This window comes from Pedobacter miscanthi (genome assembly GCF_032678605.1).
Classification (GTDB): domain Bacteria; phylum Bacteroidota; class Bacteroidia; order Sphingobacteriales; family Sphingobacteriaceae; genus Pedobacter; species Pedobacter miscanthi_A.
On the sequence record NZ_JAVTSU010000001.1, the window covers coordinates 215,941 to 234,567 of the forward strand.

General features: G+C 41.2%; 9 protein-coding genes. All 9 read right to left on the reverse strand.

The genetic code is table 11. The annotated features are described in order from the left end of the window. Nucleotides 1–64: 64 nt before the first annotated feature. The 9 genes from R2R28_RS00835 to R2R28_RS00875 all read right to left on the reverse strand — a co-directional run bounded on the left by R2R28_RS00835 (nucleotide 65) and on the right by R2R28_RS00875 (nucleotide 18,436). Nucleotides 65–574 (reverse strand): hypothetical protein, encoded by a 510-nt coding sequence (locus R2R28_RS00835; protein WP_316823805.1) that lies wholly within the window; start codon nucleotides 572–574, stop codon nucleotides 65–67. Continuing rightward, on the reverse strand, nucleotides 567–1,835 hold the full coding sequence (locus tag R2R28_RS00840; protein ID WP_316823806.1) for a hypothetical protein: 1,269 nt from the start codon (nucleotides 1,833–1,835) through the stop codon (nucleotides 567–569). Before R2R28_RS00840 ends, R2R28_RS00835 begins: the two co-directional genes overlap by 8 nt. Further along, nucleotides 1,832–3,121, reverse strand: coding sequence for a condensation domain-containing protein (locus R2R28_RS00845; RefSeq protein ID WP_316823807.1), 1,290 nt, complete (start codon nucleotides 3,119–3,121; stop codon nucleotides 1,832–1,834). Before R2R28_RS00845 ends, R2R28_RS00840 begins: the two co-directional genes overlap by 4 nt. A gap of 199 nt (nucleotides 3,122–3,320) precedes the next feature. Then, nucleotides 3,321–4,523, reverse strand: coding sequence for a glycosyltransferase (locus tag R2R28_RS00850; RefSeq protein WP_316823808.1), 1,203 nt, complete (start codon nucleotides 4,521–4,523; stop codon nucleotides 3,321–3,323). Between the two features lie 10 nt (nucleotides 4,524–4,533). Next, on the reverse strand, nucleotides 4,534–5,736 hold the full coding sequence (locus tag R2R28_RS00855; RefSeq protein ID WP_316823809.1) for a glycosyltransferase: 1,203 nt from the start codon (nucleotides 5,734–5,736) through the stop codon (nucleotides 4,534–4,536). A gap of 12 nt (nucleotides 5,737–5,748) precedes the next feature. Next, complete coding sequence (locus R2R28_RS00860; protein ID WP_316823810.1) at nucleotides 5,749–6,513, reverse strand: alpha/beta hydrolase; 765 nt, start codon at nucleotides 6,511–6,513, stop codon at nucleotides 5,749–5,751. Beyond that, nucleotides 6,501–6,797, reverse strand: coding sequence for an acyl carrier protein (locus R2R28_RS00865; RefSeq protein ID WP_057933556.1), 297 nt, complete (start codon nucleotides 6,795–6,797; stop codon nucleotides 6,501–6,503). The genes R2R28_RS00860 and R2R28_RS00865 overlap by 13 nt, the downstream gene beginning before the upstream one ends. Next, complete coding sequence (locus R2R28_RS00870; protein WP_316823811.1) at nucleotides 6,785–11,020, reverse strand: beta-ketoacyl synthase N-terminal-like domain-containing protein; 4,236 nt, start codon at nucleotides 11,018–11,020, stop codon at nucleotides 6,785–6,787. The genes R2R28_RS00865 and R2R28_RS00870 overlap by 13 nt, the downstream gene beginning before the upstream one ends. Nucleotides 11,021–11,395: 375 nt before the next feature. Beyond that, a complete protein-coding gene (locus tag R2R28_RS00875; protein WP_316823812.1) occupies nucleotides 11,396–18,436 on the reverse strand; it encodes an SDR family NAD(P)-dependent oxidoreductase in 7,041 nt (2,346 codons plus the stop codon). Nucleotides 18,437–18,627: the final 191 nt, after the last annotated feature.

The following is an 18,627-nucleotide window of genomic DNA, read 5'->3' on the forward strand; positions in this document are numbered from 1 at the left end:
TAGTGCTGATCTTAAAAAGATTCTTCGCTGCGCTCAGAATGACAAAATTCTTTAAAAATAAATACTACGTTGCATCAATTCTAAATCTTCTGATTGCGAGATAAAAAAAGGTAATAGAATATAAACCCGCCAACAATCCCGCACATACAGCAGATGGGGTAATCCCAAAATCGTGATTTTTAGGGAAAGAGAAGTGCAGTACAAGCATCAAAGCAAATACAATAAATATACTATATAGACCATTTAAACCGGCTTTTTTTAAGATAAAAGGATAGCCCGTAATTTTTTCGTCTACCTTGTAATTTATAGCACCCGAATGCTGCAGTTCTTTTATTTTTTTTAAAATATCAAGCGTAATCATAAACGGTAGCAATAACGACATGGGCAATAAAAACCTGGCCAGATTTTGCTCACCACTAAATAAATGAACCGAATTTTGTGCTTTAAAAGCAAAATATGGTACTACAGTGTTCAATACCGTATTTGGGATAAGGTGTATCAGCAGGTTTTTGCGCACAAACTTTCTCCAGTTCGACACTTTTGCCTGCTCATCATATTCCACGTAATCAGACATTGACCAATTCGTTTAAATTTTCTTTAATCAGTTCCATTGCCCTGTCTTTTATCTGCCAGGCTTCAAATTCCCGAAGAAACGATTCGTTCGACATAAAAGAGAAATCCAGCTTCCCGTTAAAAGTGCTGCATACTAAAGTGTTAGCATTTTTCCACGGGAAAGCAACCGTAGGACTATAAATCGTTTCAATAGAAAAATTCTGATAATCCTTCGTGATGTTTAAAAGCCCCATATTGCTGAGTGTAACATCGTGTGTGCCCTTCGTTGTTTTCAAAAAGCCAATCATTTTATTTACTGACGAATGGAAATACTCGCTCATGTTTAACAGGTCGTAGACTTTCATTTCTGCTACTTTTGCTTCCAGATCGGTTTTTAAGCTTCTGGTTTTTGTCCAAAAATCATTTTCGCCTTGTGCTAGTTTTAACTCTACAATAGGTGCAAAGGCAAACATGGTATCTTGTTTTATGGCTTCTACAAACCGCCTGATATCAACCGGACAGATCACTTTGCCATGGGCTTTTTCGCCCTGAATATGTTTAAAGGCTTCCATAAATGCCACGCAAATGGCAGCATGAACGGTTGTATTTTCTTCTTTGCACTTCAATAGTAATTTTTTCGTGTTTTCAGTACTGATTTTCCAATGAACGGCATAATTACTTCGATCGGCGTTATGGTTAAAAGTAGCTTTAAAAAAGAAAAACAAACGGCCAAGTGCAGCAAAAATCTTTCCTTTAAAATGACCTGCCTTACTGATTACAAAATCTTCTGGTAAAAGATCACGAACAGAAAGAAATGATGAATATGGAGGCAGATCTTGTTCCGGATTATCAATCAATGTCATCAGTTCGCGCATCAGATTTAAAATAGTAGCTCCATCGCAAATACAGTGTGGGAGCACGAGTAAAAGGTCTGATTCGGTTTTGCCTTTTAGCCAAACTACTCTCGCTAGTGGTTCGTTCGGGGCATCAAAAAGTTTATACCACTCTATTTTTGATTGGGTTAACCAATCCTCGTCTGTTAAGCGGTTAGTAACCCTTACAGGTATTGTGCTGATGTTTTCGTTCAGGACGAAAAATGGTGTTTTGCCTGTGGCATCAATATTCATCTGCAACAAGGGATGTTTCTGCTGGACTTTATGCAATGCTTTATACAGGTTTTCTTCGCTGATGCTACCTGATATTTTAGCGGTAAAAACACAGTTTAAAGGTGTTTTAGCATCCACATGCATTATTCTTTCTCCTAAAATTAATCTTCTTTTCATGCGGTTGCGGTTAAAATTTCAATTGGTTTTTCAACCAGATCTTTAAGAATAGATATTATTTTTTCTTTTATGGCCTCAGCTTCTACAAATGGAACGTAGCCTTCGCTGGCCACAAAAGTAAAGTCCATTTGGTTGCGGTAGGTTGAGGCGATCATGGTGGTGGTATTGCCCAAAGGGCCCATTACCGAAGGACTGAATATGGTTTCTACTTCAAAGTTGTGATATTGGTATGGAATATCGATTTTGCCAAGGTTAGAAAACATACAATCGTTACTCGATTTTCCATACTTTAAGAAATTGGTGAAGTTTTTTAAAGCCGGATGGCAGGCTTCCATCATCATCATTAAGCTATAAGGATTTAGTTTGGCCGATTTATCGTTCACGTCTTTTTGCAAGGCTTTAACATTGCTTAAAAAGTCTTTTTCTGGCAATAAGGAAAGCACAATCATTAATCCAAAAGCAAAAATGTGGTCTTTTTTAATAATCGGGTTAAAGTTTCTGATATCGACCGGGAGTGATATTTTATTAAATGCTTTTTCTTTTCTGACCTCTTTAAAGGCCGTTAAAACTGCGGCACTTAATAGTGTATTTACCGTAAACTGATTGGCTTTACAGAACTGGATGATCTGTTTGGTAAATTCCTGATCGAATTTCCAGCGGAGCATAAAATCTTTTTTTCGCTCTACAGCTACTTTTTTGATCGGGATGATCCAAAGTGCTAAAGTGGCAATTTTACCAATCAATTCGTTTTTAGTCCGGTTGCGGTAACTGTTTAATACCTTTTGCGGAATCACATCCTTTACACCCATAATCGGAATTTCCCGGCCAATTTCGGTATCAGGATCATCCAGCAGTTGAAGCAATTCGGTTAAGATCGTAAGTGCAGCTGTACCATCGCAGAGGCAATGGTGATATACCATCAAAAATTCGGATACTTCTTTACCTTTAACCCATGTAATGCGGCAAAGTGGTGCAATGGAGGCGTCAAAAACGGTTTTCCATTCGTAGGTAGATTCCTGCTCCCAATGCTCATCATTTAACCGGTCTACAACGCGGATGGGGATTCTAAAATTTTCGGTAAGATTGGTAACAAACCAAGGCCTTTTATCCTCATCAAAGCGTATTGCTGCAGTTAACCAGGGGTGTTTTTTCTGAATTTTAAATAAAGCAAACCTTAAATCATCTTCCTTGATTTCTCCCCTGATTTTGAAAGGTATAACAATATTAAACGGACTGTTTCCATCTCCGTATAACATCCTTTCGCCAAATAGCAGTTTTCTTTTCATTTTTTAGTATTATAAAGGTTGGTCATCCTTTTTTATGCGATTGCTTAAGGATTCGTCATTGCGAGGAACGAAGCAATCTTACAACGATCGCTATAACCCATAGTAGTAAGATTGCTTCCTCGGCTGAAAAAGCATCCTCGCAATGACGACCTCTCACGATCAATCATATTCCTAAATATTATCAAAGTTGACAACTCGATTAAACCGTTTCCACAACCTGTGCTGTTTTTGCAAAATCTTCGAGCAGTTGTACGGCCCTATCGTTACCGCCAGCTGCTATAAATGTTTCTTTTATTTTTTGCGCCGCCTGGCGATATTTTGGATTTTCCAAAAGCTCGAAAACGGTGTCTCTTAAATCACTGATGCGTAGCCTTTTGTAGCGGATGCTTACTCCACAACCTGCTTGCTCAATTAGTTTAGCCGTATGAAAATGATCATAAGCAATAGGCGTAATCAACATCGGTAAACCATTGGTGAAAGTATCGTTTACGGTATTGAAACCACCATGGCAGATCACCGCATCCATGTGCGGCATCAACTCAGATTGTGGCACAAAACCGTTTACGATAAAATTATCAGGCCATTTTTCAAAAATATCAGGATTGGTTGCCGCCACGATTGTTACAGGCTGGTTTTCGAAAGCAGTAATCAGTTTCTGGAAAAATTCCTTACGGATATCAACCAATAAAGTACCTAGCGATACAAATATTTTAGGTGTGGTAGCCTGGCTTAAACGTTCCCAATCGAATGGTGCTAAATTTGGTCTACCTTTTACCGGACCAACAAAATGCATGTGCGGTGGTTTTTCCTCAAACCCTGCAAAAGCCTGTGAAGTGAAAACCATATTTAACTCATGCGAATGGATGTGGATATCATCGCTATAAATGCCTACTTCCCTTTGTAAACCTTTAATTAGATTCTGTTGCCACTCGAATATTTTAGGTGCACTGTTTGCGGTATCGCCCATTACATCTGGCGGTACTGGAGTGGTAGTAACAGATGGAATGCCTTTTAAATGTGCACTTAAAGCGCCTGCGAAGGTAATACAGTCGTTAATGATTACATCAGGTTTCCAGGCATCTACAAAGTTGTTTAGGCCTTTCATCATCATTTTGGCAAAAGGCACATAAGTTTCTTCGAGAGCCAGTTTCATCACCTCTGGTCCAGAACAGGCAGGGCCATCATCCTGACGTTTTAAAATGCGTTGTATTTCATCAGTATATTCAGCCAGATCTTTTTCAGGGTAAATAAATTCGCCACCTTCTGGTATGTGTACCTGCGCAAGAGGGGTAATGCCCAGCCATTTTACCTCATGGCCGCGGGCCAGTAAACTTGCGCCAATGCTTAATGTTGGGCTAATGTGACCGAAAAAGGGCGGGACAACGAAAAGGAATTTTGACATAATTTATAAGTTAACTGATGAATACGTTTGAGGTTTTGTTGCTTAATGCTTCCAGTAAATCGGCGGCGCTTTCTGTTCCGCCAGCTTCGATAAAGGATTGTTTAATTTGTTCTGCGGCTATTTTGTAACTTTCGTTCTGTAGCACTTTGTTTACGGCTTCTTTAAGGTGATTGGCTTTAAAACGGTTAAAATTTAAACGTTCTCCTGCACCAACCCTAAAAACACGTCCTGCCACATGGCTTTGATCGTAAGCTATTGGAATAACCACCATAGGCAGGCCATTCATCAAGGTTTCGCAAACGGTATTGTGTCCGCCATGGCAAACCACTGCATCAAGGTGCGGTAAAAGTTCTAATTGTGGCACTTGGCGCTGCACCGTAAAATTAGCTGGCCATTGCTCAAATAAGGCTGGGTCTGAAACCACTACCACATGCAGGTCTTCATCAGCAAAGGCTTCGATTACTTTGGCAAAAAAGGCTTTTTTGTGTTCATGATCGAAGGTGGTGCCTATGCTGACCAATATTTTAGGTTTTGTAATCGCATTAAATTCGTCCCAGTTAAATGGAACTACAGTTTTTCTACGGTTAAAAACTGGACCGATGAACTGGAAGTTTTCTGGTAAATCCATCTCGCCAAAAAAATCTCTCGAGGTAAATACCATCGTTAACAGATCAGAACAGGCAATAGAATCCGATGTGTCTATGCCGAATTCTTTTTGTAAGGCTACAATCTGATTGACTTCCCACTCATGCACTTTAGGCAGTTCATCCATTACTTTTATGGCTGCTGGTGCAGTAACCGAGGTTACATAAGGGTAGTTTTTATTGGTTGCGGCAATGGCTCCGGCAAACATCTGATGATCGGTAATCACCACATCTGGCTTAAACTGATCGAGCAGATCGGCAATACCTTCGTAGCTGTGCCTGTTTAACGGAATCAATACCTCTTCGTACAAGAATTTGATGCTATCGATACCGTAAACGATCTTTTTGGTGATGATATCGAGGTATTTTTCTGAATCTTTTTTCTGTTGATCGTTTTGGTCATAACTGATCAACAGCAATTCGCCTCCAACAGGAAGTTTATCGCCTAAAGATTGATCTAAAGTAATCCATCCTACGCGGTGACCTCTTTCGAGCAAGGCAGTACCCATACTCAGCGTAGGGTTAATATGACCAGTTAAGGGAGGAACAACGAATACGAATTTTGCCATGTGTGTTTAATTTTATGTTTCCTGGAAGAAGTTTAACAATGCTTCGGCGATTACCAATGGTTGCTGGATCGGGATATTATGATCTCCTGGTACAGCGATTAATGAAGCATTTTCAATCAATCCGTCTAAATGTTTACCTGCGTTAAGGCAATTGGAATCTGTACCATACAGCAATAGGGTGCTCTTTTTTATGGTTTCGATTGCCGGACTGCCAAAAAAGTCTTTTTCCAGTTCCATGTCTGTTTTAATCGAAGTTTGATAAAAAAGGTACTCGTACATGCGGTGGTTGCGTTCCATTTGCCGTTTGCCCATTTTCACTTTTGTGGTATCGGTAAAGTTTTCGACGTAGTGCTCTAGAAACTCGCGGCTATACTCATCAATAATGCCCCTTGTTTTATCGTCATTTGGGTCTGGAGCTTCAATTACAGCCAGTTTGTTAATGCGATCCGGGAAACGGATCGCCATTTTTAAGGCAATCAATCCGCCAAAACTATAACCGCCCAAATGCACTTTCTGCAGGTTTAATTCCTCCATCAATGCCAGTAGATCGTTGGTCATGCTTTCCAGATCGTATCCAACTAAAGTCTTTTCGCTCATACCATGACTTTTTAAATCATAAAGTACCACATGATATTTTGTGGCCAAAAGCGGTGCGATATTAAAATAATAGACAGACAGGTTGCTAAACATCCCGTGAACGAGGACGATGGTTTCAGTAGCCCCTTTATTGAGCTCCTGAATGTGAACCGATTTGCCGTTTACCGTTATGACTGGCATTCTTCGATATAAGAGATGATCATGCCTAAGTTTAAGTTGATCAGCTGATCTAAATCCATTGAAGATAACCAGCCCGTAAAATCGATCTGTTCGCCAAAATGTGCTTTGATTTTTTCGGAGAAGGATACAATTTCGATGCTATCCATTTCCAGATCTTTTGTGAAAGAACTTTCAGGGGTGATATCCATTTCTTCAACAAATTCTTCGCCGATTACTTCTGTGATGAATTGTTTCATGAGGTTGAAGATTTCTTCGCTGCTTAATTTTGTAGTTATAGTGTCCATCCGATGATATAGTTTTTATGTTTGATTGTTTTGATTGTGATGTTGTTAATGCGCAATTCTTCGCCATTGATTTCTTCAACGGTATAGGCTTTTGGATTGCCCTGTAAACCTTTGCCGAGGTATTTTCCATAAGCTTCTTTGGCTACCCAGAAGCGGGTTGCCCATTCAATTTTATCTCTGTTTTGGAGCAAGGCCATTTCATGATCATTAAAAACAAGATCAAAGAAACCAGCGCTTCGCTCTTCAATGTGTTCGATATCGATACCGACAGGTTCGTTAAAACGGGCTATTCCGACTGCATCGGTACCCTTATGCGCAATTGAAATATTGATATGATCTGTTAAACCACCTTTAACGTAAGGTTTACGATGTTCATCCGAATAAATTTCGAAAGTGATGGGGTAACAGGCCTGGTTTTTCTGTGTATTCAATAAATTCCGTACGGCATCTTTCGCCGCCACCCTACTGATCATCCACGTTCTTCTTTTATTGGGCAAAAGATTGTTATGGTGTTTTTTCTCGGTCTGGTTAAAATATCTTTTCAAGATAAAATCCCATGATACCACACGTGAGTAAGCATTGCCGAAAAGGAAAACGCCAGTTGCAACCTCTTCTGATAAACGGTTGTGGAGGGGCGACATCGACACGTTCCAAAGCGGTTCGTCTATTTCCAATCTGCGGTTTTGCCAACCAGTGATAATGAGCCAGGTGATACCATCTCTTTTCATGACGATATCGGCGGTAGCAAACTCGTCGTTTATTTCGGTGAGTACACAAGTACACTCGAAAGTACCTTTCTGATCGGCCATATCGCCAAAGAATTCGATTTCCTGAATTTTAACCGGGAATGCAATCCTATCTTTTTCTAAAGTGAGTTGAAGCCATAAACCAAACAGTTGACCCGCATTATCAAGCAGGGAACCTTTTCCACCTGATGCCTCAATAATGCCCGTAATTCCTTTTTCGCCAACTGCAGTCAGTTTTTTGATGCCCTGGTAATCTGGTCCGTGGAACATATGTGCGTCGTAAATCTGTGCAGAAGTACGGTCGATATCCAATAATTTTCCGATGTCGAAATTCCGGTTCGGAGCGGGGTTTAACTGCGTAGCCAATTGCACTTCTGCATTGGCAAAACGCTCGAGATTAAGGTAAACCCTTTGCTCGTCTTTCCATTCACCAGTTACGGTTTCCTGAAAAGGTTTAACCACATTCATCCATTGGAAAACCCGCATGTTCATGATTTTATGCACTTTTTCTTCAGGCGATTGTGCGTTGGCTATTTCAGCAAACACTTCAAAAATCATGGTCATTGGGATCACCGGATCCATATCTTCTACCGTTGGCCAGCCCTTCGGTTGTCTCAATAGGGAGTGATCGATGAGGTAAGGACAGTTGTCCAAACTTACATCAAGCGTTTTGCTAAAGGCTTGCCTAACTGGTCTTAATGGTTTAGCTGGTGCCCAATCGCTCGGCTGATCGACCTGTATAGCTGCATTTTCGAATAGTTCGATCATTTCGCTCTGCATATTGATCATTTCCATTACATTCTCATTAAAAGCATGTAAAACCGGATGTTTGGCCTCTACAAAAGTTTTGGGCTGTGCTGGTTGAGCTTGTTTGATGGTTAAACCTTTAAGTGTTTGTAGGTTATGGATTATCGGCGAACCCAGTTCGAGTTTAATGCCTTTGTTTTTTCGTGGAAGGTTTGATTTGATATTGCCCAAATAAGCTAAACCAATTTCTTTTCCTTCGATAAAAAGTGCAGCCAAAACCCTTTGCAACTGCGTAATGCCCGAACGGATCGGCACATTGGCGCTGATGGTGCTGATTTCTTTCCCTTTTAAGGTATCATCGATAAAACCGACCAAACCACCTGAACCTACCTGGATAAAAACACGTGCGCCCTCTGCATACAGTTTTTCGGTAAGCTCTCGGAAACGCACCGGTTTGATTAAATGTTCGGCACTTAATTGACGGATGGCTTCGAAACCTTCAGGGTAGGTTTCTAAAGTGGTAGCCGACCAAAGTGGTGTAGTGGTTTTCCGGAATTGCATATCCTGCATGCCTTCGAGAATCAAGCCCAGTTTATCGGCCACAAAAGGAGAGTGGAAACCCGATTGGAAAGGCAAAATCTGATGAAAGATCTGTTTCACTTTTAAGATCGGAACGAGTTCATCAAGCGCAATTTTACTGCCACAAAGGATTACCTGTTGCGGACAGTTATCGTTTGAAAGGTATAAATCGGGTATGCTTTCAATTATGGGTTGAAGAGTATCTAAACCACAACCCACGGCAATAAAACGTGAATCTTTCAGTTCAAAAGTTTCCGGATTTAGCACATTCAGTAAATTCATTACCGAACTTTCTTCTGCCAGTTCCGAAGATCTTGCTGCAAGCCATTCGCCAAGGCTGTGCCCTGCATTCATATCAGATTTAATACCCAATTGTTTTAATGCCTGATCTAAAACACTGCTTTTGTTCAGTATGTTGAGTGCCTCACTTAAAAGGCCATCCTGTTTTTCATTTTCGTCGATATTGATGTTAAAATAATCGGCTACCGATTTAATTTCGCCTCCGGCAAGTCCGTCTAAACCTGGAAAAACGAAGGCTATTTTGCCATCGTTTGTCAATAATGGTGTATTGGTGTACCAGATATCCTGTTTATTTCTCCAGGGAGAATTTTTAGTCACAATTTTTAAAGCTTTTTTGATCCGTTCAGGACTTGGATTGAACAACACCAAACGGAAATTCCCATTTCCAATGTTATAATCTCCATTTTCGAGCGATTGGATCAAAGCTTCATGACTTGGTCTTGCGATGGCCAATACTTCATCTTTTTTAGGCGTATCATAGGCGGCTAATACCACATGGGCGTTGATCCCTCCAAAACCAAATGCATTTACGGCAGCCAGTTTTGGCAAACCCGATTGGTTCCAGTCAATGGCTTTTTGCACAGCAGAAAAACGGGTTTCGGCCAATTGTGCTACAGGTTCATCGCAATGTAAAGTAGGAGGGATGATACCATGATATAAAGCCAGACTTGATTTGATTAAACCAGCAATACCTGCTGCAGGCATGGCATGGCCGATATTCGATTTAACAGAACCGATGCCAGCTTTTGGTAGATCGGCATCCTGACCAAAAAACTGTTTTAAGGTTTCCACTTCGGTTTTATCGCCAAGCGGTGTACCTGTTCCATGGGCTTCTAAATAGCCAATATTTTTACTTTCTAATTCTGCATTTTTCCAGGCTTCGGTAATGGCTTTTAATTGGCCTTTAACCGATGGACTCATTACGCTTGTACCGCTTCCATCGCTGCTTATGCCCACGCCCTTAATTACTGAATAGATTTTATCCTGATCCCTGATGGCATCGTCGAGGCGTTTAAGTACCACAAAACCACAACCTTCGCCTATAATCAATCCATCGGCATTTTGATCGAAAGGTTTTATTTTTTCCTGTTTGGATAAAGCACCCAGTTGAGAAAATATGCTCCAAAAAGCAGCATTCTGACCTAAATGTACACCGCCTGCAATAATCATGTCGCAACGACCACTATTTAGTTCCTGCACGCCATGATCTACCGCGATAAGCGAACTGGCACAGGCAGCATCCAAAGTGAAAGCGAGTCCGCCTAAATTAAGGCGATTAGCTACCAACGAAGCCACTAAATTAGGAATCAATCCCATTGCGGTATCGGCACTGAAACGGCCTTTACGCAATTGAAACTCGTGTTTTACCTTTTCAATTTCAGCATCGGTAAGTTGCGGCATCAAATCTTTCAATACACTCGAAATCTGTTCGCCCGTCCTTACAATTTCAATGGCGCGGGTTGCACCCGGACCTACGTAATTGCCTTTGCCAATAATAATCCCTGTTTTATCAAGGGAATATTTTTTTTCAAATACCGAAGCGTCTTCCAGTGCCTGATGAACCAGATCTAAGGTTAACAGGTGATCGGGTTCCGTACCTTCAACAGCCAAGGGTAAAATGCCAAAGCGTTGTGGATCAAAATGATGATCGGGAATAAAACCTCCTCGGTTGCAATAAAAACGATCTACCCCGCTAACTGCTTTGTCGAAATGTACAGGATCAATCCGGTCGGCCGGAACCTGCTGTGTAGAATCTAGCCGGTTGATAATATTCTCCCAAAAGGTCTGCATATCTTTCGCACCCGGAAAAATGCATGACATTCCAATAATTGCTACGTCGCTTTTCTTCATCTTGTTCGCTTAGAGGGATCTTTCTAATCTTAATTCTATTAATTTATTTGTACTGACTATTTTTAACCTGTTTAATTAATGCGATCGTCATAAGGCTGAATCATATTTGTAATTCAATCAAATTTGTCACGTTGAGCCTGTCGAAACGTCTCGTAAGACATTTAAAAAAAGGTCCTTCGACAAGCTCAGGATGACAGTTCTAATCGTGCGGTCGTCATTGCGAGGAGGAACGACGAAGCAATCTTTCCTGCTAGTGATCCTTGTTAGAAAGATTGCTTCGTCGGCTGAAAAAGCCTTCTCGCAATGACGACTTTTGGCTGCTTATCATTGCAAACTCATGACGCTATAGGCTAAAAATATCGACAGGGGATCTTTCTATGTCCAGGTGTTTCCAGCCATGATTAATACCTGGCTTTCTTTACCATATTTAAGTTCGTTCAAGAAAGTTTCCATTCCATCCTGTAAAGGGATCATGGCAATTCCCCTGCGCTGGTATTCTTTCTCCAATGTTGGTGAAACCATACCTGCACCTTTCCACGGGCCCCAGTTAATGGCTATTACCTTGCCTTGAATTTTCTGTTTTAAAGCCCAGGCATATTTATCCATTACGCTGTTTGCTGCCGCATAATCGGTTTGTCCACGGTTTCCATAAACAGAAGCGATGCTCGAGAAAAGGATCACAAACTGGGTTTCAGGTCTTAATTGCTCGGCCAGTACCCTTAACGGTGTTACTTTGGTATCGAAAACGCGCCCGAATGATTCAGAGGTTTTGTTATGAAACAATTTATCTTCCAATAAACCAGCACCATGAACCACACCATCTATACGGCCATATTCTTGATAAACCTGATTGATCAAACGGGTCAGTGCTTCTTCATCTTTAAGGTCTAACGATTCGTAAACTACGGTAGAACCACCTTCTTCTAAAGTTGCAATGCAACGTAAAATCTGGTTATTTTTATAAATCCGATTGGTTTCCTGTTCTATTTCGGCTGGTTTTTTAATCTCACCCTGTTTAATCACATATTGTCTGATCTCATCTTTGGTTTTTAACGAAGAACTGGCTTCATTTGCCGAGGCGATCGGATTTGCTGAACGGCCCACCAGGATGTATCTGCAAGGATAATCTTTCGCGAAATGAATCATCAACTCGGCTGTAATGCCTTGTGCACCACCTAAAACCATCACCACGGCATCTTTATCTAAATGGATGTGTGCATCGGTTTCGGTGCTCAATTGATGCGGTACAAGTTCCATAATGTGTCTTTTATGGTCGTTGTAAATAATCTCCGAAGGTTTATCCGGATTCAGGATTTCGTTTATGGCAATATTTGTGATTTCATCAGGAGACATTTTAGTTTCCAGACTGATGAAACGGCATTTGGTATGCTCATATTCACGGTCTAAACTTTTAAAGAAACCAGAGTAACCCTGGTAATTTCTTAAGAAAGAAATATCCGATTGGTCGTTAAAATATTGTTTGGTATCCGCAATCAGGTACACCCATTTTACGGTATCAAAGTTTAGTTTTTTAATGGTTGCGAAATGATCGAGGATACCCTCTTTTTTCTGTGCTTCGAACATGTTCAGGATGATAAGGCCCTGGTAACCATCCAGTGAATCTTCAAAGTTCACCAGATTGGCAATGGCTCCATGTTTCTCCAGCATTTTTTTGATTTTGATTGCTTGTCCGCCGCCATCATCGGTTAAGGCAAAACGCTGTCCTTTTAAAATGGCTGCTTCGGTAATGGTAAGCGCAGCAGGAGTTAACTCGAATCTTAAACGGGATAATTTTTCTTTAACCGTTTGATCATCAATGCTCTCCTCAATAAGCTTTTTTGCTTCTGTAAGCACCTCCGAGCTTTCAGCTTCAACATCTGCAATCCAGTTTACCAGCGCATTTAAAGTTTTAATTGCAGCCAGTTTTTCCATTAAGTCATCAGCCTGATCGCCTTGTGAACCAAAACCGATTCTTTCTTTAAGCGAGGCAATAATTTCCATTCTTTTGATCGAATCGATGCTTAAATCCGCTTCAAGATCTAAATCCATGCCTAACATTTCTTTAGGGTAGCCCGTTTTTTCACTTACCACATCAAGAATGGCCGATTTTAACTGATCCAATGAAAATTTTGCAGATTCGGCCTGGCTTGGTGCTGTAGTTATTGGAGTAGGGGTATTAACCGCTTTAGGCTGTTCGGTGTTTTCTGTAAGCCAGTTTACGAGGCTAGCTAAGGTTTTCAGTCCGGCAAGCTGCTCCATAATTTTATCTTCTGGAAGGTTTAATTGAGAGAAACCACCCAGTTCGGTACGTAAAGCACCGATAATTTCTACACGTTTGATTGAATCGATACTTAAATCGGCTTCAAGATCCATTTCCATGCCCAGCATTTCCTGCGGATAGCCAGTTTTATCGCTTACTAGCTGCAAAAGCACCAGCTTTAAATCTTTTTGAGCAATTACAGGTGTTATTACTTCGATGGTTTGTGCCTGAGGTACTTCCTGTTTTACCGTAATTTGATTTTCGATACGGACCGGTTGAGGCGCCTGATATGATGGTAGGGGCTGGTTAATGATTTGCGAAGGCATTGCTGGAGCTTGTCCTAAAAAGGAAAGCATCACATCGCGTTGTGCCTGAATCAGCATTTTCATGCTGTGCAGGTACTCCTGCATCATCAAGTCTTTGGCTGAGCCATTAACCTGTTGATTTTCAGTTAGTGTAGAGGTGTTATTCATAAGGATAATCGGTTTAGTAATAGGGTATGCACCATTTGCCGGAAGTTTACCTGTTGATGGAACAGCGTGTTGACCGTTCACATACCAGATAGCGGGACTTTTTTTATAAATTGAAGGTTCATCCAATTTGATGATTTTAACAGAACGGCCTTCGAATAATTTTTCGAGTTTGATTTCGCGGCCAGTTGCCATATAACCTGCCAGTGTGCCCAATAAATTGCTGAGCTTGTTCTGACCTTGATCTTCGGTATGTAAAATAACTTCGTCTTTGCCGATGCATGATCTGGTTAAACCACTTAGCACCTTGCCAGGGCCAACTTCTACGAAAACCCTGGCTCCGGCGGCATACATATCCCTTAGCTCTTCAACAAAAAGGACAGGTTTTATCAAATGATCAGTTAAAAGTTCTTTAACTGCGGAAGCTTCAGTTGGATATTCTTTGGCTGTTGTGTTAGACCATACCGGAATTTTTAGATCATTAAAGTTTACACCAGATAGTACTTGTTGGTAAAGCTGTTTTGATCTGGCTACCAATGGACTATGGAAAGCACAAGCCACTTCAAGCGGGCGGAAAGATATTTTGGCTTCTTTTAACACTGCAGCCAACTGGCCGATAGCTGCTGTACTACCTGCAATTACACATTGCGTTGGTGCATTAAAGTTTACCGGGTAAACAGCTGCAATATCACTTAGGTATTGTGCAAGATCTTCTTGTTTTGCACTCACGGCAAGCATAGTGCCCGGATCTCCGTTTTCTACCGCATTCAAAATAGATTGTGCCCGTTCTGCACTCAGGTGAACCAAAGCTTCCTCTTCAAAAGCACCTGCAAAACAAAGTGCCGGCAATTCTCCATAGCTGTGACCAGCAACCATATCAGGTACAATACCCAATGATTTTAAGAAATTGGCAATGGCCAGATCAACAATACCCAAGAGCGGTTGTGCCATGCGGGTATCTTTTATGCGTTCTTTTTGAGCTTTTGCATCAGCATCATTAAATACTGTATTTGGGAAGAGGACTTTTTCGTATTCAGGATAAGCTTTCAGCAGTTTTCGCATTTCGGGGAAAACCACAAAAAGATCTCTCGCCATGTTTACCCTTTGGCTGCCTTGCCCTGGGAACATAAAGGCAACTTTACCATCCTGTTTTTTGGTGAGGTAGGTGTCTTTGCTTTCTACGCCAGATAATACAAGGTCGATTTTCATCACCAAATCTTCTGCATGGTTGGCTACGATGCTCAATTGAACAGGTTTGGCATCTGCAGTTGCTAAACTATAGGCAATATCTTTCAGTTCGATCTGATCGTTCAGTTCTAGGATATTTTTTACCGAAATCACCCATCTTTTGGCTTCCTCATAAGTATCGCCCCTGAAAACAAAAAGTTCTGATGGCCACGATTTTAAAATCGAATTTTTATTTTCTATGTTTTGCGCACTTTCCAATACGGCATGGAAATTTGTTCCGCCAAAACCAAAGGCACTAACGCCAGCATATCGTTTTTCTTCCATCCATAAACCAGCTTCAGTATGGAAAGCAAATGGACTGGTTTGAGCGTTGTAGAAACTATTTGGTGTTTTTAAATTGATGGTAGGTGGTTTAATACCATGGTAAACCGATAGCGATGCTTTAATCAATCCAGCAATACCAGCGGCACATTTGGTATGGCCAATCTGTGTTTTTACAGAGCCTAAATGTGTTTGTCCAGCAGTGGCACCTGATTGATTTAACATATCGGTTAATGCGCTGATTTCTGTTTTATCACCTACAACAGTACCTGTGCCATGTGCTTCGACCAGGCCAACCAATGAAGGGGTAATTCCGGCTTGGCTATAAGCCCTTTCCAGCGCGTTTACCTGTCCGTTTTTGCGAGGAGCAGTTAAACCAAGGCTTTTGCCGTCACTCGATCCACCTACACCTTTAATAATAGAGTAAATGGTATCGCCATCGCGTAAAGCATCGTCGTATCTTTTTAAAACGATCATGGCAATGCCTTCGCCAAGGGCAATTCCATCCGCTTCAGCGTCAAAAGTGGCACATCTTCCTTTTTTAGAAAGTGCATGCGTGCTCGAAAACATCAGGTAATCGTTAATGCCATTGTGCAGATCTGCTCCACCGGCCAAAACCATATCCGATTTCTCTAAAAATAATTCCTGGCAGGCCAGATCAATAGCGGCAAGAGATGATGCACAGGCAGCATCAACGGTGAAGTTTCTGCCACCCAGGTTTAACCTGTTGGTAATCCTGCCGGAGATTACATTTGCCAAAATACCCGGGAACGAATCTTCTGTTGTTTTAGGTAATACGGCATCTACCTCGGCTGGCATTTCGCCAAAAACCTGTTTATAAAACCCTCTAAAACTATAGCTGTTGGCCAAATCGTTTCCGCCTTCGGCACCAATAATTACCGAAACATTTTCATTATCAACACCACCATCGGCATAACCTGCGTGTTGCAATGCCTGTTTAGCCACCATTAAGGTAAGCAGCTGTGTAGGCTCTATGGCGGCAAGCGACTGCGGTGGAATGCCAAATTCCAGAGGATCAAAATCGATCCTTGGGATAAAACCGCCCCATTTAGAGTGCGACATATCGCCGGCAGTTGATTCAGGATTATAATAAAGTTCTTTGTTCCATCTTTCATCCGGTACTTCTGTTACCGAATCCTTGCCCAGGATAATGTTACGCCAGTATTCTTCGAGGTTTTTAGCCCCAGGAAAGATACAGGCCATGCCCACAATGGCAACATCCAGTGCTTTGGCTTTATTTTCTGGAGGCGAAGAAAGTGTTGCATCTAAAATATGTGTATAGTTGTTGTCGGCTACATCCTGATGCAGATCAAGTAGCGACATCACTTCTTTATGCATGGGCGCGATCTGCCCGATCATATACATGCCCAGATCAGTTTGCTCTGCCTCGTCAATTTTTACCAGATCATCACCGCGTCTTTCAATTCCTTTTGCGGCAATGCGTAAACGACCAACGTTTAGTGTTTCCAGTTTCGCCCAAATTTCTTTTTTATCCATTCCTTCTGCCTGAAGTTTCTTTTTTTCTTCATTAAAGAATGTGGCAAATGAAGAATTTAAACACCTGGTTTCGTGCCCTGGAGCAGTTTCAAGCAGAACGGTTTCATCTGCCTGCATCGCTTCCTGTTGAAATTTATCTAAAATGGCACCTGTGCTTACTGCTTCTTTGGTATATAGATAAGCTGTGCCCATTAATACACCGATTTTCATTCCTTTTGCAGCCAAAGGAGCAGCCATTACCGAAATAAAAGCAGTAGAAAAAGCATCGTGAATGCCACCTGCAAAGAAAACGCTGATGCTTTCGGGATTTTCTTCCTTTAACAAACGTTCAATCTGTTTTTCCCACAATACCATGCTCGATAGTGGTCCAACATGACCGCCACATTCGCGGCCTTCGAATACAAAACTTTTAGCACCTTCTTTTAAAAACATATCTAAAAGAGAAGCAGATGGCACGTGAAGGAACGTTTTGATTCCTGCCTTTTCAAAAGGTTTAGCTTGTGAAGGTCGTCCACCTGCAATTAATAAAACAGGAGGTTTTGCATTTAATATATACTCTTGTTGTTCATCTCTAAGCTCTTGTGGTGCAAAACCTAAAATACCAACACCCCAGGTTTTTTTGCCTGCCAGTTTTTTGGTTTCATCAATCAGGTTTTTTGCTGATGCTCCTTTTAATAAGGATAAAGCAATAAATGATAAGGCACCAGCTTCCGAAACGGCATCAGCAAATGGCGCGACATCGCTTACCCTTGTCATTGGGCCCTGCGCAATAGGATAGGTGATATTTAAATCTTTGGCCAACGAGTTGTTTGCCTTTATTACATTGATGGCTTTTGCTTGTTTTAAGTGACCATAAATGGCTTCCTTTATGCCAAAAACCAATTTGTTAAGGTTTTTATATTTGGTAACCAGATCAATCGATAAGGCAATGTCCTGTCCCATTGGAAGGTAGTTTCTTTCCAGATCGTAACCCTTAAAATATTTTTGAAGACCATTATAGTCTGTATCTTCTGCTAATGTTGGTGAATTTGGGCGGACCAATACGCGGCAGTTATCGATCAGTTTAGTTTCTGTTCCACTTAATTTGCTACAAACAGTTTTTAATTCTTCAGGAGCAGAACATTCTGGAAATAAGGCGAGTTGGCTATCTAAAATGATTCCTTCTGCTCCCTGGGCCATTAAAGAAGCCGCTGTATGAATACCTACACCACCCTGAACCCAAACCGGAATAGTAGTAACTTCTTTAATAACCCGTTGAAAAAGCACAAAAGAAGATTCGTAAGCCACACGGCCCGCACCTTCATTTCCTTTTACTACAATTCCATCTGCACCGTTAGCTTGTGCAGCCAGTGCCGACTCAAGATCAAAAACCTGATAGATAATTTTTGCTAATGTTTTATGTTTTGGCACGAAATCATACGGTGCAATAATTAAACTTACTTGGGTAGGAAGATCAATGTCAGCCAATTCTACTGAGTTGATGCTAACACCGAAATCGGAGATACCCTCCGCAATAAGTGAATGAAGGGCATTTTCAGCATCAACTATGCTATGTCCAAGACTGAGAACCGGAAAGCAATGGGCTTTTTGTAGATTAGAAACCAATCTACTATCAGGGATTTCGAAGGGAGTTACTCCAATAATGGCGTATTTGTTCATGGCTTTAGATTTTGATCTTCTACTTTGTTTGGTGGATGACTTTAAGCGCAACATAATGGTTCTTTATGCCGGCCGTAATACGCAGTAACACAGCTTTTTAGCGCCGCTATTAATGTGTATGATTAATTAGACTAAGGTACGAATTGCCCAAGTCAAATTGCTTTAAATTGAAGGGAATGAATGAAGTGAAC